Annotated in this window: 24 protein-coding genes; 13 read left to right on the top strand and 11 right to left on the bottom strand. The window is 69.5% G+C overall.

The annotated features are described in order from the left end of the window. Window positions 1-13 precede the first annotated feature (13 nt). From KGQ91_RS05065 to KGQ91_RS05050, 4 genes are read left to right on the top strand one after another with little or no spacing between them, the layout of a single operon-like run. On the top strand, window positions 14-1051 hold the full coding sequence (locus tag KGQ91_RS05065; protein ID WP_224420433.1) for an ABC transporter substrate-binding protein: 1038 nt from the start codon (window positions 14-16) through the stop codon (window positions 1049-1051). Beyond that, window positions 1048-1809, top strand: a complete 762-nt coding sequence (locus tag KGQ91_RS05060) for an ABC transporter permease (RefSeq protein ID WP_224420432.1) — start codon at window positions 1048-1050, stop codon at window positions 1807-1809. Before KGQ91_RS05065 ends, KGQ91_RS05060 begins: the two co-directional genes overlap by 4 nt. Beyond that, window positions 1797-2597 (top strand): ABC transporter ATP-binding protein, encoded by an 801-nt coding sequence (locus KGQ91_RS05055; RefSeq protein WP_224420431.1) that lies wholly within the window; start codon window positions 1797-1799, stop codon window positions 2595-2597. The genes KGQ91_RS05060 and KGQ91_RS05055 overlap by 13 nt, the downstream gene beginning before the upstream one ends. Beyond that, window positions 2594-2896, top strand: a complete 303-nt coding sequence (locus KGQ91_RS05050) for a DsrE family protein (RefSeq protein ID WP_224420430.1) — start codon at window positions 2594-2596, stop codon at window positions 2894-2896. Before KGQ91_RS05055 ends, KGQ91_RS05050 begins: the two co-directional genes overlap by 4 nt. A 343-nt stretch (window positions 2897-3239) precedes the next feature. Here KGQ91_RS05050 and KGQ91_RS05045 read toward each other — a convergent pair whose 3' ends face one another. The 3 genes from KGQ91_RS05045 to KGQ91_RS05035 all read right to left on the bottom strand — a co-directional run bounded on the left by KGQ91_RS05045 (window position 3240) and on the right by KGQ91_RS05035 (window position 7792). Beyond that, window positions 3240-4958 (bottom strand): NADPH-dependent assimilatory sulfite reductase hemoprotein subunit, encoded by a 1719-nt coding sequence (locus tag KGQ91_RS05045; RefSeq protein WP_224420429.1) that lies wholly within the window; start codon window positions 4956-4958, stop codon window positions 3240-3242. A gap of 49 nt (window positions 4959-5007) precedes the next feature. Then, window positions 5008-6804: an assimilatory sulfite reductase (NADPH) flavoprotein subunit gene (locus tag KGQ91_RS05040; RefSeq protein ID WP_224420428.1), complete on the bottom strand. Its 1797-nt coding sequence runs from the start codon at window positions 6802-6804 to the stop codon at window positions 5008-5010. 109 nt (window positions 6805-6913) lie between these two features. Beyond that, window positions 6914-7792, bottom strand: a complete 879-nt coding sequence (locus tag KGQ91_RS05035) for a DMT family transporter (protein ID WP_163647898.1) — start codon at window positions 7790-7792, stop codon at window positions 6914-6916. Between the two features lie 184 nt (window positions 7793-7976). Between KGQ91_RS05035 and KGQ91_RS05030 the strand changes: the two genes are divergently transcribed. Next, window positions 7977-8570 carry a gamma-glutamylcyclotransferase gene (locus KGQ91_RS05030; RefSeq protein WP_163647899.1) on the top strand — a complete coding sequence of 198 codons (594 nt, stop codon included), beginning with the start codon at window positions 7977-7979 and terminating at the stop codon, window positions 8568-8570. A 15-nt stretch (window positions 8571-8585) separates the two neighbouring features. Here the strand turns inward: KGQ91_RS05030 and KGQ91_RS05025 are convergent, their stop codons facing one another. Continuing rightward, window positions 8586-8759: a hypothetical protein gene (locus tag KGQ91_RS05025; protein WP_163647900.1), complete on the bottom strand. Its 174-nt coding sequence runs from the start codon at window positions 8757-8759 to the stop codon at window positions 8586-8588. 233 nt (window positions 8760-8992) lie between these two features. On the opposite strand from KGQ91_RS05025, the gene KGQ91_RS05020 reads away from it, so the two are divergent. Next, window positions 8993-11518: an EAL domain-containing protein gene (locus KGQ91_RS05020; RefSeq protein ID WP_224420427.1), complete on the top strand. Its 2526-nt coding sequence runs from the start codon at window positions 8993-8995 to the stop codon at window positions 11516-11518. 4 nt (window positions 11519-11522) lie between these two features. Here KGQ91_RS05020 and KGQ91_RS05015 read toward each other — a convergent pair whose 3' ends face one another. Continuing rightward, window positions 11523-13214, bottom strand: coding sequence for a methyl-accepting chemotaxis protein (locus KGQ91_RS05015; protein ID WP_224420426.1), 1692 nt, complete (start codon window positions 13212-13214; stop codon window positions 11523-11525). 145 nt (window positions 13215-13359) lie between these two features. Here KGQ91_RS05015 and KGQ91_RS05010 point away from each other — a divergent pair, with 145 nt between their 5' ends. After that, a complete protein-coding gene (locus KGQ91_RS05010; protein WP_224420425.1) occupies window positions 13360-13857 on the top strand; it encodes a TspO/MBR family protein in 498 nt (165 codons plus the stop codon). A gap of 42 nt (window positions 13858-13899) precedes the next feature. On the opposite strand, the gene KGQ91_RS05005 is transcribed toward KGQ91_RS05010, so the two are convergent. The 3 genes from KGQ91_RS05005 to KGQ91_RS04995 all read right to left on the bottom strand — a co-directional run bounded on the left by KGQ91_RS05005 (window position 13900) and on the right by KGQ91_RS04995 (window position 17179). Then, entirely contained in the window at window positions 13900-15774 is a 1875-nt protein-coding gene (locus KGQ91_RS05005) for a methyl-accepting chemotaxis protein (protein WP_224420424.1), read from the bottom strand. A gap of 181 nt (window positions 15775-15955) precedes the next feature. Beyond that, on the bottom strand, window positions 15956-16384 hold the full coding sequence (locus KGQ91_RS05000; RefSeq protein ID WP_224416016.1) for a host attachment protein: 429 nt from the start codon (window positions 16382-16384) through the stop codon (window positions 15956-15958). Between the two features lie 174 nt (window positions 16385-16558). After that, complete coding sequence (locus KGQ91_RS04995) at window positions 16559-17179, bottom strand: response regulator transcription factor (protein ID WP_224420423.1); 621 nt, start codon at window positions 17177-17179, stop codon at window positions 16559-16561. 346 nt (window positions 17180-17525) lie between these two features. Between KGQ91_RS04995 and fdhF the strand changes: the two genes are divergently transcribed. From fdhF to KGQ91_RS04975, 4 genes are all read left to right on the top strand, one after another. Further along, window positions 17526-20504: a formate dehydrogenase subunit alpha gene (gene fdhF, locus KGQ91_RS04990; protein ID WP_224416018.1), complete on the top strand. Its 2979-nt coding sequence runs from the start codon at window positions 17526-17528 to the stop codon at window positions 20502-20504. Beyond that, the gene (locus KGQ91_RS04985; protein WP_224420422.1) at window positions 20504-21079 is read left to right on the top strand and encodes a hypothetical protein; all 576 of its coding nucleotides are present in this window, start codon (window positions 20504-20506) and stop codon (window positions 21077-21079) included. Before fdhF ends, KGQ91_RS04985 begins: the two co-directional genes overlap by 1 nt. Before the next feature lie 151 nt (window positions 21080-21230). Then, window positions 21231-21683 (top strand): hypothetical protein, encoded by a 453-nt coding sequence (locus tag KGQ91_RS04980; RefSeq protein ID WP_224420421.1) that lies wholly within the window; start codon window positions 21231-21233, stop codon window positions 21681-21683. A gap of 172 nt (window positions 21684-21855) precedes the next feature. Then, the gene (locus tag KGQ91_RS04975) at window positions 21856-22785 is read left to right on the top strand and encodes an AEC family transporter (protein ID WP_163647909.1); all 930 of its coding nucleotides are present in this window, start codon (window positions 21856-21858) and stop codon (window positions 22783-22785) included. Window positions 22786-22801: 16 nt separating this feature from the next. Here the strand turns inward: KGQ91_RS04975 and KGQ91_RS04970 are convergent, their stop codons facing one another. Together KGQ91_RS04970 and hemE are read right to left on the bottom strand one after the other, a co-directional pair. Continuing rightward, a complete protein-coding gene (locus KGQ91_RS04970) occupies window positions 22802-23155 on the bottom strand; it encodes a VanZ family protein (protein WP_224420420.1) in 354 nt (117 codons plus the stop codon). A gap of 4 nt (window positions 23156-23159) precedes the next feature. Beyond that, complete coding sequence (hemE, locus tag KGQ91_RS04965) at window positions 23160-24227, bottom strand: uroporphyrinogen decarboxylase (RefSeq protein ID WP_224420419.1); 1068 nt, start codon at window positions 24225-24227, stop codon at window positions 23160-23162. A gap of 172 nt (window positions 24228-24399) precedes the next feature. Here hemE and ribA point away from each other — a divergent pair, with 172 nt between their 5' ends. Both ribA and trhA read left to right on the top strand, forming a co-directional pair. Beyond that, complete coding sequence (ribA, locus tag KGQ91_RS04960) at window positions 24400-25035, top strand: GTP cyclohydrolase II (RefSeq protein ID WP_224416023.1); 636 nt, start codon at window positions 24400-24402, stop codon at window positions 25033-25035. Window positions 25036-25075: 40 nt separating this feature from the next. Beyond that, window positions 25076-25735: a PAQR family membrane homeostasis protein TrhA gene (trhA, locus tag KGQ91_RS04955; protein WP_224416024.1), complete on the top strand. Its 660-nt coding sequence runs from the start codon at window positions 25076-25078 to the stop codon at window positions 25733-25735. Between the two features lie 7 nt (window positions 25736-25742). On the opposite strand, the gene soxR is transcribed toward trhA, so the two are convergent. Then, complete coding sequence (gene soxR, locus KGQ91_RS04950) at window positions 25743-26198, bottom strand: redox-sensitive transcriptional activator SoxR (protein WP_163647913.1); 456 nt, start codon at window positions 26196-26198, stop codon at window positions 25743-25745. Window positions 26199-26235: the final 37 nt, after the last annotated feature.

Here is a 26235-nt window from a genome sequence, read left to right as displayed (position 1 = left end):
CCCGGAGATCCCCATGCGACGACTGTTCCAGTGGGTCGGCGCGCTCGCGCTGACCGCCCTGCTGCCGAGTGCCGCCCTCGCCCAGGATGACAGGACCACCCTCGAGGTCGGCTACATGCCGATCCTGCCGGTGGCCCAGCTGTTCGTGATGGAGGGCGCCGGCTGGACCGACGAGGCCGGGCTCGACCTCAAGCTGACGCGCTTCTCCAGCGGCCCGGCGATGGTCCAGGCGCTGGCCTCGGGCAAGCTCGACGTGATGAATTTCGGCATCGGTCCGGCGATGGTCGCGCGTGCCAACGGCGTGCCGCTCAAGGTGGTGGCGTCCAGCATCCAGGAGCAGATCGGCCTGATCGCCCGCGGCGACTTCGCCGACGCCTTCGACGGCAACGACGCGGCGACCGCCATCGCCCGCTTCACCGAGGAGCACGACCGCAAGCCCAAGATCGCCACCTTCCCCAGCGGCTCGGTGCCCTACACCGTGCTGCGCTACTGGCTGCAGGAACAGGTCGGCGTCGATCCCGACGCGGTCGACATCGTCACCATGGGCGCCTCGCGGGTCCAGCAGTCGCTGCTCGCCGGCGCGGTGGATGCCGCCTCGACCCTCGAGCCGATCTTGAGCGTCGTCCAGGGCCGCGACCCCGATGCCAAGGTCGTCGCCCGCGGCAGCGACATGCTGCCCAACCAGCCCGGCGCGGTACTGGCGGTGCGTGAAGCGGCGATGAAGGAACATCCCGAGGCCATCAGGAAGCTGGTCGCCCTGCACGTGCGCGCCACCCAAATGCTCCAGGAACATCCCGACCAGGCCGCGCCCTATGTGCGCGACTTCGTCGGCAAGCGGCTGATCAGCGAGGACACCGTCAAGACCGCGCTGGCCTCGCCGTCGTCCAACTACCTGGCCGACCCGCACGCCATCATCGACGCCACCCGCACCATGGCCGACTTCCAGAAGCATATCGGCACCCTGAAGAAGCCGGTGGACGTCGACGCCCTGTTCGACACCTCGATCTATGACGCCGTGACGGCCGGGGCCGGGGAGAGCGAGACGCCATGAAGCGCCTGGCGCGCCACCGACGCACCCTGATCAGCGCCGCCAGCCTCGTCGGCCTGGTAGCGCTGTGGGAACTCGCCCTGCGGCTGGGCTGGCTGCCGGGCAACCTGGTCCCGCTGCCGTCGTCGATCCCCGCCGTGCTGTGGGCCGAGATCCACGACGGCATCTGGCTCGAGGTGGTGCTGGCGAGCCTGTCGCACTACAGCGTGGGGCTGGCGATCGGCTCGGTACTGGGCATCGCGGTGGGGGTCGCCGCGGCGCTGGTGCCCACCTTCGACGCCGCCCAGAGCTGGCTGGCGCGGCTGCTGCGCCCGATCCCGCCGCTGGCCTGGATCCCCTTCGCGATCATCTGGTTCGGCGTCACCGAGACCGCCGCGGCGTTCATCATCAGCATCGGCGTGTTCTGGATCAATTACTTCACCAGCTACAGTGCGGTGCGTGCCGTCGACGACGGCTACTACGAGGTCGCCCAGGCCTTCGGCCAGGGCCGCTTCACCGCGCGGCTGGCCAAGATCAGCCTGCCGGCGGCAGCACCGGGCATCCTCGGCGGGCTGCGCGCCGGGCTCGGCCAGGGCTGGATGACGGTGGTCGCCGCCGAGCTGTTCGGCATCCCCGGCATCGGCCAGCGCATGATGGAGGCCTCGGGGCTGCTCGCCACCGACGTGGTGGTGGTCTACATGCTGACCATCGCCGCGCTCTATGCGCTGTTCGATTTCCTGTTCATGAGCATCCAGCGGAGGGCCCTGCGGTGGCAGAACTGACATCCCCGAGCCCCGCCGCCGACGCGGTGCTCTCGGCGCGCGGCGTGCGCCTGGGCTTCGCCGGCGACGTGGTGCTCGACGGCGTCGACCTGGACGTGGCCCCGCGCGAGTTCGTCGCCGTGGTCGGCGCCTCGGGCGTCGGCAAGTCGACCCTGCTGCGCGCCCTGGCCGGCCTGCTCACGCCGCAGCACGGCGAGGTGCACCTCTCCGCCGCCGGCGAGCCGGCGAGCCGCGCCTGGTCGATGGTCTTCCAGGCGCCGCGGCTGTTCCCCTGGCGGCGGGTGCGCGCCAACGTCGAACTGGGCCTCGAGGGGCTCGGCCTGTCGCGGGCCGAACGCCGCGCCCGGGCCATGGCGCCGCTGGAACTGGTCGGCCTGGCGCCGCTGGCCGAGCGCTGGCCGCGCACCCTTTCCGGCGGCCAGCAGCAGCGCGTGGGCATCGCCCGCGCGCTGGCGGTGAAGCCGCGGGTGCTGTTCATGGACGAGCCGTTCTCGGCCCTCGACGCCCTGACCCGCCAGCGCCTGCAGGGCGAGCTCGCCGAGCTGCGCCGGCGCAGCGACGCGGCGATCGTCTTCGTCACCCACGACATCGAGGAAGCCGTGCTGCTCGCCGACCGCGTCGTGGTCCTGGCCCGACCCGACGAGCACACCCCGGCCGGGGTCCGCGACATCGTCACCATCGACCTGCCGCTCGACCAGCGTCGCGCCCAGGCCGGCTTCCGAGACCACGTGCAGCGCCTGGAGCGCCATATCGGCGTTGCCGTCACCCACGAGGAGACCCCGTCATGAGTACGCTTCGCGTCCTGCTCCATGCCCCCACCGCCGACGGCCTGGCCCGCGCCCGGCGCAACGCCCGCAACCTGGTCAAGGCGCGCGACGACGCCCAGGTGCTGATCGTCGCCAACGGCGCCGCGGTTCCCGCCGCCCTGGCCGAGCCGGACCCGGTCACCGATCGCTGGCTGCGCCTGTGCCGCAACACGCTGACCGCCCAGGGGCTCGACAACACCGCCGGTCACGAGGAGGTCGAGGCCGCGGTGGTCTTCCTGGCCGAGCGCCAGGCCGACGGCTGGGCCTACATTCGCGCCTGACACCCTCTGACCGCGCCCGCCGGTGGTGGCATGGCCAGTTGTGATCTCTCGGCCTGCTGTTCATGCGAAGCCTGGCCGTGGGAGCGACTTCAGTCGCGATGAACCCGCCACCGGGCCGCCGCTGTCGAGGATGAATCCCCTCCCACAAGACCCTCAATCAGGCCGGTCAGCATGGCCACCGTCGTTGTGGGAGCGACTGCAGTCGCGATGAATCCGCCACCGGGCCACCGCTGTCGGGGATGAACCCCCTCCCACAGGAGACTCCGGCGGGCCGACCAGCCTGAATGCCCCCTCCGGTTAGCCGGTTGGCCCTTTCCGTGAACAACCCGGTGGGTTTACACAGCTAGTCGTGGAAGTGCCGCCCGGCGGTCACCGCCGCGACGTACCCCGCACGGATGGTGAAGTCGCCGAACGCCTCGCCCGCCTGGCGCTCGGCGGCATAGTGGCGGAAAAGGCCATCGAGAATCTCGAGGATCTCGGCCTCGCCGATGTTGGCGCGGTAGAGCTTGTTGAGCCGCTGGCCGTGGAAGCCGCCGCCGAGATACAGGTTGTACTTGCCCGGGCCGCGGCCGGTGAAGCCGATCTCGGCCAGGTAGGGCCGCGCGCAGCCGTTGGGGCAGCCGGTCATGCGCACCACGATCGGCGTGTCGCCGATGCCGGCGTCGGCGGCGCGGCGTTCGAGCGCGTCGATCAGTGACGGCAGGTAGCGCTCGCTCTCGGCCATCGCCAGCCCGCAGGTGGGCAGCGCCACGCAGGCCATGGCGTTGCGCCGCAGCCGGCCCATGCGCTCGGCCCGCTCCAGACCGTAGTCGGTGATCAGCCGCTGGATCGCGTCGCGCGCGTCCGGGGCGATGGCGGCGAGGGTCAGGTTCTGGTTGGGGGTGAGCTGGAACTCGCCGTCGTGGACCTCGGCGATCGCCCGCAGCCCGCTCATCAGCGGATAATCCTCCCAGTCGCGGATGCGCCCGTTCTCGATGAACAGCGTGTAGTGCCAGCGGCCGTCGTCACCCTCGACCCAGCCGTAGCGGTCACCGTTGTGCGCGAACTGCACCTCGCGGGCGGGCTCGAGGGACCAGCCCAGCCGGCGCTCGAGTTCCTCGCGGAACCAGTCGACGCCGCGGTCGTCGATGGTGTACTTCATCCGCGCGTGCTTGCGATCGACCCGGTCGCCGTGGTCGCGCTGGATCGCGACGATGGTCTCGGCGAGCGCGTTCACCTGCTCGGGGCGGCAGAAGCCGATCGGATCGGCGAGCCGCGGGAAGGTCGCCGGCTCGTTCTCGGTGCGCCCCAGCCCGCCGCCGACGCACACCGTGAAGCCGGCCAGCTCACCCTCCTCGACGGCGGCGATCAGGCCGATGTCCTGGCTGTAGACGTCGATGTCGTTGACCGGCGGCACGGCGAAGCCGATCTTGAACTTGCGCGGCAGGTAGGTGGGCCCGTAGAGCGGCTCCTCGTCGGCGTCGGGGTCGACCCGCTCGCCGTCGAGCCAGATCTCGCGGTAGGCGTGGGTGCGCGGTGCCAGATGATCGCTGACCTCGCGGGCGCAGCGCTGCACCGCGGCGTGGACGCGCGACTGGTGCGGATTGACCGCCGCCATCACCGTGCGGTTGACGTCGCCGCAGGCGGCCAGGGTGTCCAGCAGCGCGGCGTCGATGCCCTGCAGGGCGGCCTTGATGTCGCGCTTGAGCACGCCGTGGTACTGGAAGGTCTGGCGGGTGGTCAGACGCAGGCCGCCGTCGCCGTAGCGCCGCGCCAGGTCGTCGAGCGCCAGCCATTGCGCGGGCGTGCAGGTGCCGCCCGGCAGGCGCAGGCGGATCATCATCTGATAGGCCGGCTCGAGCTTCTGGTGGCGGCGCTCGTCGCGCAGGTCGCGGTCGTCCTGCTGGTAGAAGCCGTGGAACTTGGTCAGCTGGGTGTCATCGGCGGCCAGCGCCCCGGTGATCGGGTCGGCCAGGCTCGCCTCGATGGTGCCGCGCAGGTAGCGGCTGCCCATCTTGAGCCGCTCGTTGGGGTGCTTGTCCTCCAGCGGCGCGGTGATGTCGCGGGTCCTTGAGTCCGCCATGCGACTCTCCTTTCAGGGCGGGAGCCACGGTCTTCGGGGCCGGGCTCCCTTAGTAGACGTCTCGTTGATAGCGCTTGTCGCGTTGTAATTGTTTGAGATACTCGCTGGCCTCCTCGGGGCTTCGCCCGCCGTGCTCGGCGACGATCTCGACCAGCGCGGCGTGCACGTCCGGTGCCATGCGTTCGGCGTCGCCGCAGACATAGAGATGGGCGCCGGCCTCGATCCAGCGGAAGAGCTCGGCGCCGCGCTCGCGCAGGCGATCCTGGACGTAAATCTTCTGCGCGCCGTCGCGGGAAAAGGCCACATCCATGCGGTCGAGCACGCCCTCCTTGAGCCAGCGCTGCCATTCGGTCTGGTAGAGAAAGTCGGTGCGAAAGTGCGGATTGCCGAAGAACAACCAGTTGGCACCGCCGGCGCCGGCCACCTCGCGCTCCTGGAGAAAGGCGCGAAACGGCGCCACCCCGGTACCCGGACCGATCATCACGGTCGCCGTGTCGGGGTCGTCGGGCAGCCGGAAGTGCTTGTTGCGGCGCAGGTAGACCGGCACCGTCTCGCCGGGCTCGGCCTGCTCGGCGAGGAAGGTCGAGGCCACGCCGTGGCGCGCGCGGCCGAGGCTCTCGTAGCGCACCGCGGCGACGGTGACGTGGACCTCGCCGGGGTTGGCAAGGTGACTCGAGGCGATCGAGTACTCGCGCGGCTGGAGGCGGCGCATCATGCCCAGCAGCGTCTCGGCGTCGACACCGCCCTCGAGGGGGTGTTCCTCGAGCACGTCGATGATATGCCGACCATGCAGGTAGTCCATCAGCTCGCCGCGCTTGCCCTCGGCAAGCAGCGCCTTGAGCGCCTCGGCCTCGGCGAGCTCGGCGTAGGCCTCGATGAACGCCGGGGTCAGGGTGGTGATCTCGTAGTCGTCGCGCAGCGCCTGGGCCAGGGTCCGCTCGCCGCTGTGACTGGCCACGGTCTGGTCGGGGTCGAGGCGCAGCGCCTCGAGCAGCTCGCCGGCCACCGCCTCGCGATTGCGCGGCATCAGGCAGAGGATGTCACCGGGCTGGTAGTCGAGCCCCGAACCTTCCAGCGACAGCTCGATGTGGTGGGTGGCCTTCTCCGAGCCACGGCCGTTGAGGATCTGGTTCTCCAGTACCTCGGCGTGGAAGGGGGTCTGGCGATCATAGGTGACCGCGGGCTGGGCCGGGGCGGCGACGGCCGCGGCAGGCGCCTCGATGACGTGTGCCGCGGCGGCGTCGAGCACGTTCCGGCGCCAGGCCTCGGCGGCCTCCTCGAAATCGACGTCGCAGTCGACGCGCTCGAGCAGCCGCTCGCCGCCCAGCGCCTCGAGACGGGCATCGATATCGCGTCCGGTCTGGCAGAAGTGCTCGTAGCTGGAATCGCCCAGCGCCAGCACCGCGAAGCGCGTGCCCTCGAGCCGGGGGGCCTTGCGGCCGTGCAGAAACTCGTGGAAGTCCAGCGCCGGGTCGGGCGGATCGCCCTCGCCGTGGGTGGCGGTGACTACCAGCAGCAGGTGTTCATCGCGCAGCTCGCGGGGCTTGTAGTCGGCCATGTCGACCACCCGCGCCGGCAGCTCGCGGGCCAGTGCCGCCTCGCCGAGCCGTTCGGCGACGCCCTCGGCATTGCCGGTCTCGGACCCGTAGAGGATGGTCAGGGTGTGAGGCTCGGCGGCGTGCTCGCGGGGCGCGGCACCCTCGCCGGGGGCCGCCTGCAGCCCGGCGAGGTAGCCGCTCAGCCAGGTCCGCTGATCGCCCGACAGGGCCTGGATCAGCCGATTGGCGTCGGCGGCCTGGGCATCGGTCAGCGGGCTGTTGGTGGCATCGAGCGCCGTGCGGGACATGACACCTTCCTGTCCTTGGGAAGCGGGAAAACTGCCTCCAGCCTAGCGCCCATCCTTCATGCTTTTAAGGAATCGTTGCTTATCTTTTTATTCTCCTGACATCTATCCATCAGGTACTGCTGGGCCGGGCCTTGACCGCCACCCGCCGCTCGTGAAGGGCGATCGCCAGGCCGCTGGCGATGATCACCCCGGCGCCGACGAACACCCACACGTCCGGCACCTCGCCCCACAGCCACCAGCCCAGCAGCACCGCCCAGACCATCGCCGTGTAGTCGAAGGGCGCGGCCAGCGCGGCCGGGGCATAGCGAAACGCCAGGGTGATGAACGACACCGCGCCCATGCCCAGCACCCCCGAGCCGACGAATCCCAGCCAATGCAGGCCCTGGGGGGTGCGCCACACGCCGGGCAGCAGCAGGGCGCTGACCACCAGCGGCACCAGGGTGGCGTAGAAGACCATGGCCCACAGCCGTTCCTTGCCGCCGTAGCGCCGCGCGGTGATCATCATCAGCGCATAGCAGACCGCTGCCCCGATGACGATCAGCGCGCCCCACTGGAAGCCGGCCGCGCCGGGACGCACCACGATCAGCACGCCGGCGAAGCCCACCAGCGAGGCGGCGAACGGCACCGCCGCGACGCGCTCATTGAGCAGCGGCCCCGACAGCAGGGTCACGAACAGCGGCGCGGCGAAGGCGATCGCCGTGGTCTCGGCCAGCGGCAGCAGGGTCAGCCCGGTGACGAAGCAGAACATGGTGCCGGTGAAGATCAGCCCGCGCAGCAGGTGCACGCCCGGCCGGCGCGTCCTGAGGGCCGCCCAGCCGCCGCGCCAGCGGGCCAGCAGGGCGATCAGCGGCAACGAGACCAGGGTGCGGAAGAAGATGATCTGAATCGGGTCGTAGGTACCGCCCAGCCACTTGGACACCGCGTCGCCCAGCGCCAGACACAAGACGCCGGCACACATGATCAGGATACCCAGCAGCGACGATGACATCTCGACCTCCACGACGAGCGATGGCCGCGAGTGCGTCGCGGCCATCGACAGGAAACGGACCGGCCGTTCGGCCGGCCTTCGAGCATAGCCGAACGGGCTACGCACCGCGATGGTGCAAGCGCTGCCAGGAGTTGGTAAAACGACACCCCGTCCTATCCCTCGAACCACCGGAGATGCCAGGCCGATGACCCTCGACACCACCGCGCTCAATCGCCGCATGACCCACTTCGACCAGCACGACTCGGTGTGGCTGTTCGGCTACGGGTCGTTGATCTGGAAGGCGGGGTTTCCCTACCGGGAGCGGCGCCCGGCGTCGATTCGCGGCTGGACGCGACGCTTCTGGCAGGCATCGCACGATCATCGCGGCACGCCCGAGGCGCCGGGTCGGGTGGCGACCCTGGTCGCCGAGGCAGGCGCCGTCTGCCACGGCATGGCCTACCGCATCACGCCGGACGTGTTCGCGCCGCTGGACGTGCGCGAGAAGAATGGCTATCTGCGCGTGATCACGGAATTGACGTTCGCGGATGGCGGGCAGGACACCGGCGTGGTGTATATCGCCGGCGAGGACAACGCGGCCTTTGCCGGCCCGGCGCCCGAGTCCGAGATCGCGCGGCGGATCGCCGCGTCGCACGGACCCAGCGGCGCCAACCGGGACTATCTCCTGAAGCTGGCCGAGGCACTGCGCGAGCTGGGTGTCGACGACCCCCACGTCTTCACGCTGGAGCGCGAACTGCTCGCCCTGCTGCGTGACCGGCCGGGGCGGGCCGACGGGGCCTGAGGATCAGGTCGGGATTCAGCGGGCCTCGCCGCCGTCGCTTTCCTTGCCGGCGATGCTGGTGGTCACGCCGGACGTGCCGTGGACATCCTGAAACGCGTTCGCCTCGCTTTCGGTGACGACGGTGAACGGCAGCATGGCGGAGACGACCACGGCGGCCAGCATGGAGAAAAGGCGATTGAGTACCTTCATGACACCCTCCTTCGGTGGTGTGCAGGGTGCGGCGTTTCGCCGCAACCAGACTGATAGCTTGCTACCTATCAGAGGGGCTCGTCAAGCCGGCCGCCGAATAAATCGCAACAAAACTGACACCGTTCCTTGAAGCCACGAAAAAATCAATGACTTGCAGAGACAGGCTTGCCTTGGCATGGCACTCGGATATGCTGGACACCGTCCCGTAACCTTAACGTCCGCAAGAGTCCGCCATGCCGCACAACCTGCCCATCGAGCACATCATGCAGACCGGCCTGCTTACCTGTTCCCCGGCCACGCCCCTGCACACGGCGGCCGCGCGCATGGCCGAGCGCCGCTGCAGCTCGATGCTGGTGGTCGAGGGCGAGCGGGTGGTCGGCATCTGGACCGAGCACGACAGCCTGCGGGTCGACTTCGCCGATCCCGTCTCCCTGACCCGCCCCATCGCCGCGGTGATGAACCCGTCGCTGGTCACCCTCTCGCCCGACACGCCGATCGGCGAGGCGGCGGTACGCTTCAAGAACGACGATCATCACCACGCGCTGATCGTCGATGCGGCCGACAAGCCGCTGGGCATCGTCTCGCGGACCGACGTGGTGCTGCGCCAGGGCATCGAGCCCTATCTGAAGCTGCGTGACGTGAGCGCGGCAATGCGCCCCGTCACGCAGGTGGTGGCCCACGACGCCTCGCTCGACGAGACTGCCGAGACCATGCGCCGCCAGGCAAGTGACGCGGTGATCGTGCGCTGCGGCACGGATCTGGGCATTCTCACCGAGCGCGACCTGGTGCGTTTCATCGCCCACCACCCCGGTGCCACTCCCGTCGGCGAGCTGGCCAGCCAGCCATTGCTGACGGTGCGTCGCGACGACGTGCTGATCCATGCCCGCGACCTGCTGATCGACCATCACGTGCGTCATCTCGCGGTGCTCGACGAGGCCGGGGCCGTGATCGGCCTGCTGGGCTTCGAGGACATGCTGGCCGGCGCCGAGCAGCTCTATCTCGATGACCTGCGCCAGGCCCTGGAACAGCGCGATCATGCCCTGGCCCAGTCGCGCAAGCACCTGCAGCTGGCCGAACGGGTCATCGACTCGTCGCTGGAGGGCATCATCATCACCGACGCCCGGACCCGCATCGAGTTCGTCAACCCGGCCTTCACCCACATGACCGGCTACACCCTCGAGGAGGCGGTCGGTCGCACCCCGGCCATGCTCTCCTCGGGGCGCCACGACGCCGCATTCTATCGGCAGATGTGGGAGGCCCTGCAGAGCCGGGGCTTCTGGCGAGGCGAGATCTGGAACCGGCGCAAGAGCGGCCAGCTCTATCTGGAGCTGCTGACCATCACCGCGATGCGCGACGAGCAGGGCGAGATCACCAACTTCGCGGCACTGTTCAACGACATCACCCACCTGCGCGAGAACGAGGAACGCGTGCGCCGGCTGGCCTACTACGACGCCCTGACCCAGCTCCCCAACCGGCGCCTGCTGGAGGACCGGCTCTCCCTGGCGATCCGCCACGCCCACCGCCAGGACCAGCCCCTGGCGGTGGTCTTCATCGACATCGATCACTTCAAGCAGGTCAACGACAGCCTCGGCCATGCCCTGGGCGACGAGCTGCTGGTACAGGTCGCCCGGCGTCTGTCGGCAGAGCTGCGCGAGGATGACAGCCTGGCGCGGCTGGGCGGCGACGAGTTCATCGCCCTGCTGCCCGAGGTCCGCTCGCCCGCGGAGGCCGCACGGGTGGCACGACGGCTGATCGACACCATCAGTTCGCCCTTCACGCTCGGCGGTCGCCAGTTCCGCATCGGCTGCAGCGTGGGCATCAGCCTCTACCCCACCGACGGCGACGATGCCGAGTCCCTGGTGCACCATGCCGACGCGGCGATGTACCGTGCCAAGCAGGAGGGCCGCAACACCTACCGCCTGTATCGCGCCGACATGCATGCCCAGGACAGCCAGCGGCTGGCCCTGGAAACCGCACTGCGCAACACCGCCGAGACCGGTGACGGCCTGGTGGTCCACTACCAGCCCCTGTTCGACCGCGACAGCGGTCAGATCCGCGGGGCCGAGGCGCTGGTGCGCTGGCAGCATCCGACCCTGGGGATGATCTCGCCCGGCGACTTCATTCCGCTGGCCGAGAGCTCGGGGCTGATCCTGCCCCTGGGCGAGCAGCTCATCGACGTCATCATGGGCCAGCTGCGCGCCTGGCACCAGGCGGGGCTCGACCCGGTTCCGGTGGCGATCAACCTCTCGCCCCGCCAGTTCTGGCAGAGCGGGCTGGCCGAGTGGGTCGGCCAGCGCCTCGCCCATCACGACCTGCCTGCCAGACTGGTAGGCTTCGAGCTGACCGAAAGCTGCCTGCTCGACCAGTCGCAGGCAGCGGCCGCCATACTCCGGGGCCTGCAGTCGCTGGGCTGCTTCACCGCCATCGACGACTTCGGCACCGGCTACTCGTCGCTCAGCTACCTGCAGGACCTGCCGTTCAACGAGCTCAAGGTCGACCGCACCTTCATCCGCCGCCTCAACGACGGCACCCGCAGCAGCCGCGCCATCCTCGGCGCGGTGACGGGGCTGGCCAGCGAGCTGGGCCTGACGGTGGTCGCCGAGGGCGTGGAAACCGCCGAGCAGCTCGAGCGGCTAAAGCCCTACCAAATCGACCTGATCCAGGGCTTTTTGATGGGGCGGCCATCCCCCGCCGCCACCTTCGCCGACACCTGGCTGGCGCCGCGACGCATGACGGCGGACGACGCCAGCGATCGCTAGAGCCCTAGAACTCGGTCCACTCCGGCTCGTCACTGCCGGTGTCCGCTACCGTCTGACGGCGCCGGGGAGTCGGGGCGTCCTGGCTCACCGGTGTCGCCCGGCGGGTCTCATCGGCGGCCGCACTCGGCAAGGCCCGGGCCGGCGCCGCGCCGCCCTCCAGGCGGAAGCGAGCGATCATCTCCGCCAGGCGCTGCGACTCGCCACGCAGCGAGCCGGCCGCGGCACTGGTCTCCTCCACCAGCGAGGCGTTCTGCTGGGTCACCGAGTCCATCTGGGTGACCGCCGCGCCGACCTGCTCGACCCCGGCCTTCTGCTCGCGGGCGGACATCGCCAGTTCGTCGATCAGCTCGGCGACCCGGCGAATCGAGGCCACCACCTCGTGGATCTTCTCCCCGCTGCGACCGGCCTGGGCGGAGCCGGAGGTGATCGTCCGCGAGATCTGCTCGATCATGCCGCGAATCTCCCGCGACGACTCGGCGGTGCGGGTCGCCAGGGTCCGCACCTCGCTGGCCACCACGGCGAAGCCACGGCCGTGCTCGCCGGCGCGGGCCGCCTCGACCGAGGCATTGAGCGCCAGGATGTTGGTCTGGAAGGCGATTGAGTCGATGACCTCGATGATCTCGCCGATCTGCTTCGAACTCGACTCGATCTCCTGCATCAGGGCCACGGTCTGCTCGACCTCGCCGGCACCGCTCTCGGCCTGGTCGGCGGCCGTGCTCGACAGGTTGTTGGCCTGCTCGGCAGTCTCGGTGTTCTGGCGCACCGTCGAGGCGATCTGCTCCATGCTCGAGGCGGTCTCCTGCAGTGCCGAGGCCTGCTGCTCGGTACGCGACGACAGGTCCTCGCTGCCCGCGGCGATCTCCGCGGCGCCGGTGGCCACGGTATCGCTGCTGGCCTTGAGCGTGCCGACCAACTGCTTGAGCCCGGCCTGCATGGCCGCCATCGCCGTGTAGAGCTGACCGATCTCGTTGTCGCGCCGCGTACGGATGTCAGCAGTCAGATCGCCCTCGGCGATGCGCTCACAGTGGGCGATCGCCGCGTCCAGGGGTTCCAGCAGCCAGCGCTTGGCGGCCAGCATGACCGCCGCGAACAGCACGACCGCCAGCCCCATCAGCGCCAGCCCCAGCCCGTTGGCCAGGCCCGCGAAGCTCGCATCCTCGGCGATCAGGGTATCGCCGCGCTTCTCGGCGTAGTGCACGAAGGCATCGACGGCATCCGCAAAGCGGCCGTAGCTTGCGAGGAAGGCATCGTCGTTGGCGAGCAGCGCCTGGGCGTCACCGTTCTCGAGCGCCCTGAGGAAGGGCTGGCTGATCGCCTGATGGTAAGCGTCGGTGATCGCCTTCACATAGGGCCGTCGCTCACTATTCGGCGGCAGGTCCACCTGCTCGAACTGGGCGAAGCGGGCCGTTGCCTGGTCGAAGGAACGCTGTGCCTTCTCGAGCCAGGCCTGCGCCTGATCCTCCATGCCGCGCTGCTGGAAGTTCTCGAACTTGACCAGCCGTGTCTGCCCCTGGGCCAGGTTGACCTGGGTGCGATTGAGCGTGTTGACCTGTTCGACGTTGATCTCGGCCAGCTCGTTCAGGCCGCGACTGCTGACGTCATGGGCGTAATAGCCGAGCCCGCCGATCAACGCGACCATCAGTGCCATCAGGCCGAAAGCCGTGAAGAGTCCTTGCTTCACCGATATGTTGCGCATGAGTCTGTTCTCCCTCGTCACCCCTCGCGGATGCACGAGCCGATTGAATGGGATACGGATACACGGGGGAGAGAATCGGCAGGACAACCAAAATCTTTAACAATTATTATACTAATTACTCTTTAACCTTGGACACGGAGGTTTCATGCCCATACTTTCACGGCGCCGTCAGGGCGTCGGGCTCCTTGGCTGGTTCGTGGTGTGCTTCGTCGCCGCCGGCATCGGCGCGGTGGCCTCGGTGAATGCCGCCACCTTCTACGCCCGCCTCGCGCAACCGACCTGGGCACCACCAGCCGCCGCCTTCGGCCCGGTGTGGACGACACTCTATGCACTGATGGCCATCGCCGCGTGGCTGGTCTGGCGTCGTGCGGGGTTTCGCAATGCTCGAGGCGCACTGATGCTATTTCTGATCCAGCTGGCAATCAATGCCTTGTGGAGCTGGCTGTTCTTCGTCTGGCACCTGGGTGCCGCCGCCTTCGTCGGCACGCTCGCCCTGTGGGGGCTGATCGCGGCGACGCTGGTCGCCTTCTGGCGGGTGAGTCGACCGGCAGGGGCGCTGCTGCTGCCCTACCTGGCCTGGGTTTCGCTGGCCACGGCGCTGACCTGGCATGTCTGGCAGGCCAACCCGCAGTTGCTTGGCTGACGGCGTGGGGCGGGCCGCCGGCGCGACCCGCCCGCTGTCCCCTCAGACCGTCTCGGTCAGTGCCCGCGGCGCCGGTGACGAGGACGCCGTGGATCCGACGCCTGGCAGCGCCTCGCGGGATCGGGTGCTCAGCGTGAAGCCGCCCACGACCGCGGCCAGCCGCCGCGCCTGGGCCTGGAGCTCGGCAGCCGCGGTGGCGGTCTGCTCGACCATCGCCGCATTCTGCTGAGTGGCCTGATCCAGGTCGGCCACCGCCTGATTGACCTGGCCGATGCCCTGACTCTGCTCGCGGGTCGCGGCATTGATCTCGCCCAGCACGTCGGTGACCCGCTTCACGCTGTCGACGATCTCGTCCATGGTCGCGCCCGCGGCCCGAACCCGCTCGGTGCCGCTGCGCGTCTTGGCGGCAGAGGTATCGACCAGTTCCTTGATCTGGCGCGAGGCATCGGCGCTGCGGCTGGCCAGCTGGCGAACCTCGCCGGCCACCACCGCGAAACCGCGGCCCTGCTCACCGGCCCGGGCCGCCTCCACCGAGGCGTTGAGCGCCAGCAGGTTGGTCTGGAAGGCGATGCCGTCCATCAGCGTGACGATCTCGGCGATCTGCCGCGACGAGGCCTCGATGTCGTCCATGGTCTGCACCACCTCGCTCATCGCCTCGCCGCCCCGCGAGGCGACGTCCGCCGCCGAGGCGGCCAGCTGATCCGCCTGACGCGCCGAGTCGGCGGTGTGCTCGACGGTCCCGGCGAGCTGCTCCATCGACGCCGAGGACTCCTGGATGCTCGACGCCGCCGACTCGGTGCGAGCCGAGAGATCCTGGCTACCGTGGGCGATCTCGGCGGAGGCGGTGCTCACCGAGTCGCTGCTGTCGCGCACATCGATCAGCACATGCTCGAGCTTGTCGACGAAATGGTTGAAGCCGTCGGCGATGCGCGCCACCTCGTCGCGCCCCTGAACCGGCAGGCGCCGGGTCAGATCGCCGCTGCCGGAAGCGATATTCTCGAGGGCGTCACGCACCCGCTCCAGCCCGGCCAGGGCACGCTTGAGCCACAGCCCCAGCAGTATGGCGGCCGCCACGGTGGCGATGACCAGCGTGATCAGCAGGGTATTCAGCACGGCCTGCAGCCCGGCCGTGGCCTGGGTCTCGTCGAGGGCGACACCCAGTCGCCAGTCGGTACCGGCGATCGGCGTCACCGCCAGCCGCTTGGTGCGGCCGTCGATGTTCACCGCCTGCCATCCGTCCCCCGCGGCCAGCCGATCCAGCAGCGCGCCGTCGAGCGACTGGCTCAACGTGGAGAGCGGCTTGAGCGTCAGTGAGCTGTCGGGGTGGGCGATCAGGGTATCGCCGGTACTCAGGAAGGCGAAGCTGTCGGGGGTCGGCTGGATCGCCGCGACGGTGTCGGCGATCTTGTCGATCATCACGTCGCCGCCGATCACGCCCCACAGCTTGCCGTCGCGCTCGACCGGGGTGGCGAAAGTCACCACCGGCTTGCCGCTGCTGGCGTCGATGTAAGGCTTGGAGACGATGGTGTGACCGGCGGCCTTGGCCGCCTTGTACCAGCCGCGCTCGCGGTGGTCGTACTTCGCCGGCGGCTGCCAGCCGTTGGAAGAGACGAAGCGTCCCTCCGGGGTTCCCACGTAGGTCATCTCGAAGCCGCCGGCCTCGGCCAGCTGGACCAGCGCCGGCTTCATGGCGTCGTCAGTCACCGCCTTGCGGGCGGCTTCGATCATGGCACGGCGATCGTCGATCCAGGTCTCGATGGTGTCACGGTTGCCGTCGACCAGGGTGGCCAGGTTGTCGTCGAGGGTCGTTGCGTAGTGGGCGCGGATGGTGAAGTAACTCACCGCGCCTGCCGCCAGCATGGCGACGGCGATGATGGCGACACAGGCCACCTGCAGTCGTCGTTTCAGGGAGGTCATCAGGGGTCTCGTTCAAGCCGGAAGTGTCAGGGTCATTCTCGTTATCGCTCGGGCCACATGGACCCTTCACGACTATCGGCGGACACCCCTGCAACTTGAGCCGAGAACTGCGCATCACATGCCCACAAACGACGTCGCCGGCCCTCGGGCCGGCGACGAGAAGGCTGGAAGACGGCCCGCGTCAGGCGTAGGGCTTGCCCAGCGTCTCGGCGATCTGCTCCTTGGTCGCCTTGGACAGGTCCTTGTCGAGCTCCTTGACCACCAGCTTGCGTGTCGCGTCGTCGAGCTTGTCGCGCAGCTGACCGAGGAAGCGCGGCTCGGCGATGATCACGAAGTGGTCCGCCTTGCCCTGTGAGCGGGCCTGCTTGAGGTAATGGGCCACTTCCTTGGCGAAGAACATGGCGTGCTTTTCCAGGGTGGCGTCGGCGTTGCCGGTCTGACGCAGGTGGGCGCCGCCGCCGGCGTCGCCCTTGCCGCCGGTGCGCAGGTCGCCGATGTGCTCGCGACTCTCGGGATGGACCAGATCCTCGACTTCGCGCATCACGCCGGCGGCGTGGGCGAAGACCCGGGCGCGGGCCGCGTCGGTGGCGATGATGTAGGTGGTGCTCATGGAGTCTCCTTGTTCCGTGATAACCGCTGGCTCAGCGTCGATGGCACGCCGCCCCGACATAGGGGACGGCGACTGAACGGGCACACCGCCCCTCCCGGGCGGCCTTCCCCTTCAGGATGGGCGATAGCGATACGCCAAGCAACGTCGACGCGCGCTGCCGGCCGCGATGGCCCTTCACGGCGCCTCGCAGAGCATCCAGCCGCGCACCAGGGCCGCCAGCGAGCCCACCTCGAACTTGGTCATGATGTGCGCGCGATGCAGCTCGACCGTCTTGGGGCTGATGCCGAGCCTCGCGGCGATCGCCTTGCTGGTGGCGCCGTCGACGACATGCTCGAGCACCTCGTGCTCGCGGGCGGTCAGGCGCGCCAGGCGTTCACGCATGACGCGCCGGCAATGCCGCGAACGACGCCGCGCCAGGTGATGCTGCACCGCCCGGCAGACCCGCTCGCGAAGCCGCTCGCCATCGACGGGCCGCAGCAGCACATCCGCCGCGCCGGCGCGCATCGCCTCGAGCCCGAGCACGGCATCGTCGCGCCCGGCCAGCAGCAGTATCGGCGGTGTCTCGGCGTCCCGCGCCGCCAGGCGGCGCTGCAGCTCGAGGCCGGTCATGGTGGGCAGGCGCAGCTCGCAGACCAGGCAGGCGGCCTCGTCCGCTCCGGGGTGCCAGGCGTTCAGGAAGTCGCGGCCGCTGGCATGGCGCCGCAGCGGCCAGGGCAGCCGACGCGCCCACGCCTCGGGCAGCGCCAGCGGCGCCAGGCCGCTCTCGACGAGGTGAACCGTGGGGGTGATTGGCATGGCAGTTCCTCGGTGTCCCGTCCATGGCACGACGCCGACACAGTCGGCGTCCGTTCAGCCTAGGGTTTGTCCGAAAAGTCGGCGAGCGACGATCAGGCAAGGCAAAAATCAGCGAAAAAGCGGAGTTTACGAGGTGTAAATGAGTATTTTGAGCTGATTTTTAACGCAGCATGATCGAGCGCAGCCAGTTTTCAGACAAAGCCTAGTCGCTCGACCCGGGGTTTTCCCCTATGGCGAGCCCGCCCGCGAGCCTCTTTACTGAAAGGCTGAATGGATTCCGATACCGATACGCGACCGGATACCGACGTCCGGCCCGACCGTGTCTCTCTGGAAGGGAGCAACCACCATGCACGACCAGGCGCAAACGGAGGCGCGCTGCACGATCCATGTCGACGGCCAGCCTCTCGAGGCCACCCCGGGCGAGCCCTTGATTGCTTGCCTGGAACGTCACCGGATCGACCTGCCCCACCTCTGCTATCACCCGCAACTCGGCCCGCTGGAAACCTGCGACACCTGCTGGGTGAAGACCGGCGACGGCCTGGCCCGGGGCTGCACCCTGCAGGCCGAAGAGGGCCTGGCCATCGAGCTGGCCCCGCGCGAGGCCGATGACGCCCGCCACGAGGGCATCGACCGGGTGATCGCCCGCCACGAGCTGTACTGCTCGGTGTGCGAGAACAACAACGGCAACTGCGAGGTGCACAACACGGTGCGCGACATGCGCGTGCCCGGCCAGCGCTACCCCTACGAAGCCAAGCCCTATGCGAAGGACACCTCGCATCCCTTCTACACCTACGATCCCGACCAGTGCATCCTCTGCGGGCGCTGCGTCGAGGCCTGCCAGAACCTCGAGGTCAACGAGACGCTGACCATCGACTGGGAGCGCGATCACCCGCGCGTGCTGTGGGACGGTGGCGAGGTCGCCGACCAGTCGAGTTGCGTGTCCTGCGGCCAGTGCGTCACCGTCTGCCCGTGCAACGCCCTGATGGAGAACGACATGCTCGGCCGGGCCGGGCCGCTGACGGCGATGCCGTGGGACATCAAGCGCCCGCTCACCAACGCCATCAAGGGCGTCGAGCCGACCACCGGTTTCGGGCCGATCTTCACGCTCTCGGAACTCGACAGCACCCAGCGCCACGCCGATATCCAGCGCACCAAGACCGTCTGCACCTACTGCGGGGTGGGCTGCTCGTTCGAGATGTGGACCCGGGGCCGCGAGATTCTCAAGGTCCAGCCCACCGAGCACGGCCCGGCCAACGGCGTGAAGACCTGCATCAAGGGCAAGTTCGGCTGGGACTTCGTCAACAGCGACAAGCGCCTGACCCGGCCGCTGATCCGCGAGGGCGACCGCTTCCGCGAGGCGGACTGGGACGAGGCACTCGACCTGGTGGCGCGCCGGCTCGGCGAGGTGCGCGACGCCCACGGCCCCGACGCCCTGGCGTTCGTCGCCTCGAGCAAGTGCACCAACGAGGAGTCCTACCTCACCCAGAAGCTGGCCCGGGCAGTGATCGGCACCAACAACGTCGACAACTGCTCGCGCTACTGCCAGAACCCGGCCACCACCGGGCTGTTCCGTACCGTGGGCTACGGCGGCGACTCGGGCAGCATCAGCGATCTGGAGATGGCCGATGTGGTCCTGATGGTCGGCACCAACACCGCCGAGAACCACCCGGTGATCGCCTCGTCGCTCAAGCGCGCCCAGAAGCACCACGGCCAGCAGCACATCGTCGCCGACGTGCGCCGCCACGAGATGGCCGAGCGCGCCGATCTGTTCCTGCAGCCGCGCAACAGCACCGACCTGGTGTGGCTGTGCGCGGTGACCCGCTACCTGATCGACAACGGCTACGCCGATCGCGAGTTCATCGACGCCCACGTTCACGGCTTCGAGGAGTACCGCCGCTCGCTGGAGCCGTTCACCGTGACCTACGCCGCCGAGATCACCCGGCTCAGCGAGGCATCGATCATCGAGGCCGCCGAACGCATCGGCCGCGCCGAGCGGGTCTGCGGCGTGTGGGCGATGGGCGTCACCCAGCACACCTACGGTTCCGACACCAGCACGGCGATCTCCAACCTGCTGCTGGTCACCGGCAACTACGGCCGTCCCGGCACCGGCGGCTACCCGATGCGCGGCCACAACAACGTCCAGGGCGCCAGCGACTTCGGCTCGCTGTGCAACATCTTCCCCGGCTACCAGTCGGTCGAGGACCCCGAGGCCCGCGAACACTGGCGCCGCGGCTGGGGCGTCGACTGGCTGCCGGAGAAGGCCGGCTTCAACAACCACTCGATGATCAACGCGGTCAGCGAGGGCAAGCTCAAGGCGATGTACATCATCGGCGAGGAGAGCGCACTGGTCGACGCCAACGCCAATCACGTGCGCGAGAACTTCGGCCGGCTGGACTTCATGGTGGTGCAGGACATCTTCTTCTCGCGCACCGCCGAGTACGCCGACGTGGTGCTGCCGGCGGCGCCGAGCGTCGAGAAGGAGGGCACCTTCGTCAACACCGAGCGGCGCATCCAGCGCCTCTACCAGGTCATGGAGCCGCTCGGCGACGCCCGTCCCGACTGGGCGATCCTCGCCGACCTGGGGCGTCGCCTGGGCCATCCCTGGCACTATGCCCACCCCTCCGAGATCATGGACGAGGTAGCCCGCCTCACCCCGCTGTTTGCCGGGGTCAGCTACGAGAGACTGGAAGGCTGGAAGTCGCTGCAGTGGCCGGTGGCCGCCGACGGCACCGACACCCCGCGCCTCTACGAGGACCTTGAGTTCCACTTCGACGACGGCATGGCGCGCTTCCACCCCCTCGAATGGCGCGACTCCCCCGAGCGCATCGACGACGAGTACGACCTGCACCTCAACAACGGCCGCGTGCTCGAGCACTTCCACGAGGGCAACCTGACCGGCGCAGGAAGGATCAACGACAAGCTCTCGGAGGTCTTCGTCGAGGTCAGCCCCGAACTGGCCCGCGAGCGCGGCGTCGAGACCGGCAGCCGGGTGCGGCTGGCCTCGCGACGCGGCGAGATCGAGCTGAACGTGCTGGTCACCGAGCGCGTCACCGGCCACGGCCTCTACGTGCCGCTGCACACCCGCGAAGGCAACGTCAATCGGCTGACCGGCGACCACGCCGATGTCGCCGTGGAGACCCCGGCCTACAAGGAGATCGCCGTGAAGATGGACGTGCTCCAGGTCGACGGCCCCTCGCCGCTGCCGCGCAACAACCATCGCAACGGCCAGCGCATCCCGATCCACGACATCGGCGTCGAGCGCAAGTGGGCGCGCAGCGACTACCATCGCCCGCCCCAGGCATCCACCGACCCGGAGCGATTCTGATGGCCCAGGCAATCAAGTCCGACCGCGTCCCCGCCGGCGCCCTCGGCGGCAAGACGGCGCCCGACGCCCACGACGAACTCGCGCGGCTGATCGACAACCTGCACCGCCGCCAGATCTTCCGCCTGCTCAACGACGCCCTCGAGTCGCTGCCGGAAACCTCGCGGCTGATCGCGGGGGAACTCGAAAGCGAGGGCGGCGTGCGTGGCGGCGCCAACCTCTTCGTGCTGCTGCGCACCCTCGGCCGGGTGCCGCCGGAGGACCTGCAGCGCTGGCTCGACGCCGCCGCCCGGGGCATCAGCGCCGCCTCCCGCGAGGAAGCCCGCGAGGCCTATCCGGCGCCCGGCGTGCTGGGCGTCAAGGACCTGCTCCACGACGAGGCGCTGTGGCACTCGCTGAGTCCGCTGCTGGAGGGGCTCAAGGCCTTCACCGGCGAGCTGCAGGCGGCGGCGGATTCGTCGCCGGGCCCCGCGGAGGGCTCGCGTCCCGACCCCGAGGAGGGCGCCGACCTGCCGCCCCGGCGCGCCGGCAGCGGACGCGACCCGCAGGAACAGGAGGAATCGCCGCACCGGGAGTGAATCGTCGTCGCCCATCGTGGGATTTCGCGCCGACACGGCCGCGGTGTTAGTATCAACTAACCGGCAGGGACTGCCGGACCGCGACCGCGTCGCCCGTCCCGGCGCCCCGGGGCGCCCTGCAAGACGCGATGACCAAGGAGAGAGATCCACGATGCGCGACTTCCTGCTGCTGCGCCGCCCCCTGCCGCGACGCACCCTGGTGCTCTGTCATGTCACGGCCCAGCTGGCCCTGCTCGTCACCGCGCTGGGCTGGCTGGCGCTCCACGCCCCGGCCCTGAGCCGGGACGGCTGGGTGGCGGGCTGGCCGAGCTGGGTGATGGCCGTCAGCCTCTGGCTGCTGGCCAGCGTCGGTGTGCGCCTGCTCGCCGAACTGCTGATGCTGCCGCACCGCCTGAGCGACCCGCACGGCCCCGGTGCGGTGATGACCCGGGCGATCGACCGCCGCCCGGCGGTTCACGACCCCGAGCAGCGCTGGGTCAACGCCGTCTCGCCGGTCGCCCCGGCCGAGGCGGTGGGCGAGCCCCGCGTCACCCGCCGCGAGCCCTCGCTCAAAACACGCCTGCACGGCGCCGACGATGACTCGCCCAGGGCGGCCGGAGGCTGAGACGCTCGCAGCGGCGCTTCTCCCCGCCGACATGGACGACGTGAGCAAACCCCCTTAGGCTAGAAAGCTTTCTGCCAGCCGACGGAACACCTCGCGCCGCACCGGCCCCGTCGGGCGGCGCCGCCCTGCCCGCCAGGGTGGCGCCACGCAACACGATGGGGAAGCTGCGCCAATGTCGTCGGTCGTCAATGTCATCCTGCCCATCTTCGGGCTGATCCTGGTGGGCTACGTGTGCCGCCGCACCGAACGGCTGGGCGAGACCGCCGCCTCGGAGCTCAACCGCTTCGTCGTCTGGCTGTGCCTGCCGGCACTGCTGTTTCGCGCCACGGCCACGGCGACCTGGGCGGAGGTCTGGCACCCCGAGTTCATCGCCGTGGTCGCCATCGGCACACTGGCCATCTTCGCCCTGACCCTCGTCTACCGGCGGCGCGCGACACGCCATCTGGTGGATGCCAGCATCGACGCCCTGGGCGCCGCCTACGCCAACACCGGTTACGTGGGCATCCCGCTGAGCCTGCTGGTGCTGGGCGACCCCGGCCTGGAGCCGGCGCTGATCGCCACGCTGTTCGTGGCCTGCGTGCTGTTCGGCCTGGCTGTGGTGTGCATCGAGGTGGGGCTGCAGAGCGAACGCTCCGCGGCCCGCGCCGGCCTCAAGGTGGGCAGGGCGCTGGCCCGCAACCCGCTGGTGGTCTCGCCGATCCTCGGCGCCCTGTGGGCGATCGGTGGCCTGTCGCTGCCCCACGCCGCCGACACCTTCCTGCGTCTGCTCGGCGACGCCACCACCCCCGCTGCGCTGGTCTCGCTGGGGCTGTTCCTGGCCCGCCGCCAGCCCGGCACGGCCCAGGGCACCCTGGGGCTGGTCGGCCTCAAGCTGGTCGCCCACCCGCTGATCACCTGGGTGCTGGCCTACCACGTCTTCGCCCTGCCGCCGCTCTGGGCGCAGTCGGCGCTGCTGATGAGCGCCCTGCCCACCGGCACGGGGCCGTTCATGCTGGCGGAGTTCTACCAGCGCGAGGCCGCGGTGGTCTCGCGCACCATCCTGCTGACGACGCTCGGTTCGCTGCTCACGCTGTCGCTGTGCCTGTATCTGCTGCAGGGGTGAGGGGTGAGGAACGATCTCAGGACCGGCCTCGGGACACGGGCCGCCGACGCCAGGCCAGCAAGCCGCCACAGGCGAGCAGCACACCCAGGGTGTTGGCGAGGATATCCAGCGGGTCGCCGCCGGCCCGGCCGGGCACGCCGAGCTGGGCCAGTTCGATGAGCACGCCATAGAGGACGGCGGCAGTGCCGGCGACCGGCAATCGCCGGCCGGCCAGGCCCAGCGCCCCGGCCAGCCCGGCGTAGGCCGCCAGGTGGTTGAGCTTGTCCCACGGCAGGTCCGGGGGCAGCGCATCGGCCGGGACCAGGCTGCCCCAGGCGATGGCCACGGCGACGCTCAGCGCGGCCAGCCCCCAGACGGTGCGCCTCGCCACGCCGTCAGTCCTGCGGATGATAGGCGGGGCTCAGCTCGTGGAGTGCCTCGAGGAAGTCGCTGACCCGCTGCGGGTCGGTGTGCTGGCTGATGCCGTGCCCCAGGTTGAAGACATGCCCGGCACCGAGGCCGTAGCTGTCGAGGATGCGCGCCACCTCGGCGCGGATCGCCGCCGGCCGGGCGAACAGCACGCTGGGGTCGAGATTGCCCTGCAGGGCGACCCGGTGGCCGACCCGGGCGCGGGCGTCGGCCAGCTCGGTGGTCCAGTCGAGCCCCAGAGCGTCGGCGCCGGTGGCGGCGATGTGCTCGAGCCACTGGCCGCCGTTCTTGGTGAACAGGATCACCGGCACGCGCCGCCCGTCGTGCTCGCGAATCAGCCCGGCGACGATCTGCTCCATGTAGCGCAGCGAGAACTCCAGATAGGCCGGAGTCGACAGGGCGCCGCCCCAGGTGTCGAAGATCTGCACCACCTGGGCACCGGCCCGGATCTGGGCGTTGAGGTAGTCGGTCACGGCGTGGGCCAGCAGGTCGAGCAGCTGGTGCATGGCTTCCGGGTTGCCGTAGAGCATGCCCTTGACGTGGCGGAAGTCCTTGCTCGAGCCGCCCTCGACCATGTAGGTGGCGAGCGTCCAGGGGCTGCCCGAGAAGCCGATCAGCGGTACCCGGCCGTTGAGCTCGCGGCGGATCGTGCTCACCGCGTTCATGACGTAGTCCAGGTCGCGCTCGGCGTCGGGCAGGCGCAGCGCCTCGACCTCGGCCTGGCTGCGCACCGGCTTTCTGAACTTGGGCCCCTCGCCGGTCTCGAAATACAGACCCAGCCCCATGGCGTCGGGGATGGTCAGGATGTCGGAGAACAGGATCGCGGCATCCAGCGGGTAGCGCTCGAGCGGCTGCAGCGTCACCTCGCAGGCCCGCGCGGTATCCCGGCACAGGTCCATGAAGCTGCCCGCCTCGCCGCGCACCCGGCGATATTCGGGCAGGTAGCGCCCGGCCTGACGCATCATCCACACCGGGGTGCGGTCCACCGGCTGGCGGGCCAGGGCGCGCAATAGGCGATCGTTCTTGAGTTCCATGGGGCTCTCGCTGCTGGCGGATTTGGCTCATTGTAACGGATGCGCGCCGCGGGGCGAGCCATGCGGCCCTGTGCCCCACCGCACCGGATGAGCTCGCCCGGCGATCCTGCTATCATGAGCGTCTTCATCGGCCGGGCGCTGGTGCCCCGCCGGTCCGCAGTCGAGGGTTACCGTGACGATTCGCTTCATCGCCGCCTCCAGGCTCCCCACCCCCTGGGCCACCTTTACCATGCACGGCTTCGAGGACGAGGCTACCGGCAAGGATCACGTCGCCCTGACGCTCGGCGATGTGGCGGCCGGCGAGCCCGTGCTGGGCCGCGTGCACTCGGAATGCCTGACCGGGGACGCCCTGTTCTCGATGCGCTGCGACTGCGGCTATCAGCTTCAGGAAGCGCTCAAGCGCATCGCCGCCGAGGGCCGCGGCGTGCTGCTCTACCTGCGCCAGGAAGGACGCGGCATCGGCCTGCTCAACAAGATCCGCGCCTACCACTTGCAGGATCAGGGCTATGATACGGTGGAGGCCAACGAACACCTGGGCTTCGGCGCCGACCTGCGCCGCTACGACCTGTGCGTGCCCATGCTCGAGCATCTGGGCGTGTCCTCGCTCAAGCTGATGACCAACAATCCGCGCAAGGTCGACGCCCTGACCCGGGACGGCGTGACCGTGAGCGAACGCCTGGCGCTGACCACGGGTCGCAACCCGCACAACGAGCACTACCTGTCGACCAAGGCCGGCAAGCTCGGCCACCTGATGGCCCTGGACGACTTCACGCCGGCCGACGACGTGGACATCGAACGCAAGCCGTAGGGGCTCGCCCGCGCCCCCGGCCGAACCGCGGGAGGTGCTGATGAACACTCCGGAAACCACCTACACCCGCCTCGAGGAGTGGCTGCACAGTCTCAGCCACGGTCTCGGTGCGGCACTGAGCCTCGCCGGCATGGTGGTGCTGATCGTGCTGGCCAGCCTGGCGGCGCACGTCGACCCCTGGAAGATCGTCGGCGTGAGCCTGTACGGCACGACCCTGGTCGGCCTCTACACCGTCTCGACGCTCTACCACGGCTTTCGCCACCCGCGCCTCAAGCGCACCTTCAAGATCGCCGACCACTGTGCCATCTACGCGCTGATCGCCGGCACCTACACGCCCTTTTTGCTGGTCAACCTGCGCGGCCCGCTGGGCTGGACGCTGCTGGCGGTGATCTGGACGCTGGCCGCGGGCGGCATCGCCCTGAAGCTGCTCTGGCCGCAGCGCTTCGGCGGCTGGCGGGTCGCCGTCTACCTGCTGATGGGCTGGCTGATCGTGGTGGCCTCCGGCGAGATGGGTGCCTCGCTGTCCGACACCAGCCTCGGCCTGCTGGTGGCCGGCGGCATCACCTACACGGTGGGCGTGCTGTTCTACGCGGTGCGCGCCATCCCCTTCCACCACGCCATCTGGCACCTGTTCGTGCTGGGCGGCAGCGCCTGCCACTACTTCGCGGTCTACACCGCGGTGCTCGGCCCCTCCGGCTGAGCATCGGTCAGGGCGCCAGGCGGCACGCCCCCGAGTCCGTCTCGCCCAGCACGTCCTCGGGGTTGCGCAGCGGGCAGCACGCCAGCGACAGGCAGCCGCAGCCGATGCAGCCATCCAGCTGGTCGCGCAGCCTGACCAGGGCGTCGATGCGCGCCTGCAGCGCGTCGCGCCACCCGGCCGACAGATGGTGCCAGTCCTCGGCGGTGGGCGTGCGCCCGGTGGGCAGCGTGTTCAGGGCCGCACCGATCTCGGCCAGCGGCACCCCGGTACGCTGGGCGATCCTGATGACCGCCACCCGACGCAGCACATCGCGCGAATAGCGCCGCTGGTTGGCGGCGTTGCGCCAGGCGTGAATCAGCCCCTTTTCCTCGTAGAAATGCAGCGTGGACACCGCCACCCCGCTGCGCGCCGCCACGTCCCCGACCGACAGCGCCTGCTTGTGCGGATCGACCCGTCGTGCCATGGCCTTGACCTCAAGTTAACTTGAGCTTCTAGAGTGC

Source organism: Modicisalibacter tunisiensis (assembly GCF_020148005.1).
Lineage (GTDB): Bacteria > Pseudomonadota > Gammaproteobacteria > Pseudomonadales > Halomonadaceae > Modicisalibacter > Modicisalibacter tunisiensis.
The sequence above is the reverse complement of the archived record's forward strand: the minus strand, read 5'-3'. Positions and strand labels throughout refer to the sequence as shown.

Coding starts and splice junctions, on each gene's coding strand:
- KGQ91_RS05065 (WP_224420433.1), top strand. CDS start 14: ATGCGACGACTGTTCCAGTGGGTCGGCGCGCTCGCGCTGACCGCCCTG.
- KGQ91_RS05060 (WP_224420432.1), top strand. CDS start 1,048: ATGAAGCGCCTGGCGCGCCACCGACGCACCCTGATCAGCGCCGCCAGC.
- KGQ91_RS05050 (WP_224420430.1), top strand. CDS start 2,594: ATGAGTACGCTTCGCGTCCTGCTCCATGCCCCCACCGCCGACGGCCTG.
- KGQ91_RS05045 (WP_224420429.1), bottom strand. CDS start 4,958: ATGGCGGACTCAAGGACCCGCGACATCACCGCGCCGCTGGAGGACAAG.
- KGQ91_RS05040 (WP_224420428.1), bottom strand. CDS start 6,804: ATGTCCCGCACGGCGCTCGATGCCACCAACAGCCCGCTGACCGATGCC.
- KGQ91_RS05035 (WP_163647898.1), bottom strand. CDS start 7,792: ATGTCATCGTCGCTGCTGGGTATCCTGATCATGTGTGCCGGCGTCTTG.
- KGQ91_RS05030 (WP_163647899.1), top strand. CDS start 7,977: ATGACCCTCGACACCACCGCGCTCAATCGCCGCATGACCCACTTCGAC.
- KGQ91_RS05025 (WP_163647900.1), bottom strand. CDS start 8,759: ATGAAGGTACTCAATCGCCTTTTCTCCATGCTGGCCGCCGTGGTCGTC.
- KGQ91_RS05020 (WP_224420427.1), top strand. CDS start 8,993: ATGCCGCACAACCTGCCCATCGAGCACATCATGCAGACCGGCCTGCTT.
- KGQ91_RS05015 (WP_224420426.1), bottom strand. CDS start 13,214: ATGCGCAACATATCGGTGAAGCAAGGACTCTTCACGGCTTTCGGCCTG.
- KGQ91_RS05010 (WP_224420425.1), top strand. CDS start 13,360: ATGCCCATACTTTCACGGCGCCGTCAGGGCGTCGGGCTCCTTGGCTGG.
- KGQ91_RS05005 (WP_224420424.1), bottom strand. CDS start 15,774: ATGACCTCCCTGAAACGACGACTGCAGGTGGCCTGTGTCGCCATCATC.
- KGQ91_RS05000 (WP_224416016.1), bottom strand. CDS start 16,384: ATGAGCACCACCTACATCATCGCCACCGACGCGGCCCGCGCCCGGGTC.
- KGQ91_RS04995 (WP_224420423.1), bottom strand. CDS start 17,179: ATGCCAATCACCCCCACGGTTCACCTCGTCGAGAGCGGCCTGGCGCCG.
- fdhF (WP_224416018.1), top strand. CDS start 17,526: ATGCACGACCAGGCGCAAACGGAGGCGCGCTGCACGATCCATGTCGAC.
- KGQ91_RS04985 (WP_224420422.1), top strand. CDS start 20,504: ATGGCCCAGGCAATCAAGTCCGACCGCGTCCCCGCCGGCGCCCTCGGC.
- KGQ91_RS04980 (WP_224420421.1), top strand. CDS start 21,231: ATGCGCGACTTCCTGCTGCTGCGCCGCCCCCTGCCGCGACGCACCCTG.
- KGQ91_RS04975 (WP_163647909.1), top strand. CDS start 21,856: ATGTCGTCGGTCGTCAATGTCATCCTGCCCATCTTCGGGCTGATCCTG.
- hemE (WP_224420419.1), bottom strand. CDS start 24,227: ATGGAACTCAAGAACGATCGCCTATTGCGCGCCCTGGCCCGCCAGCCG.
- trhA (WP_224416024.1), top strand. CDS start 25,076: ATGAACACTCCGGAAACCACCTACACCCGCCTCGAGGAGTGGCTGCAC.
- soxR (WP_163647913.1), bottom strand. CDS start 26,198: ATGGCACGACGGGTCGATCCGCACAAGCAGGCGCTGTCGGTCGGGGAC.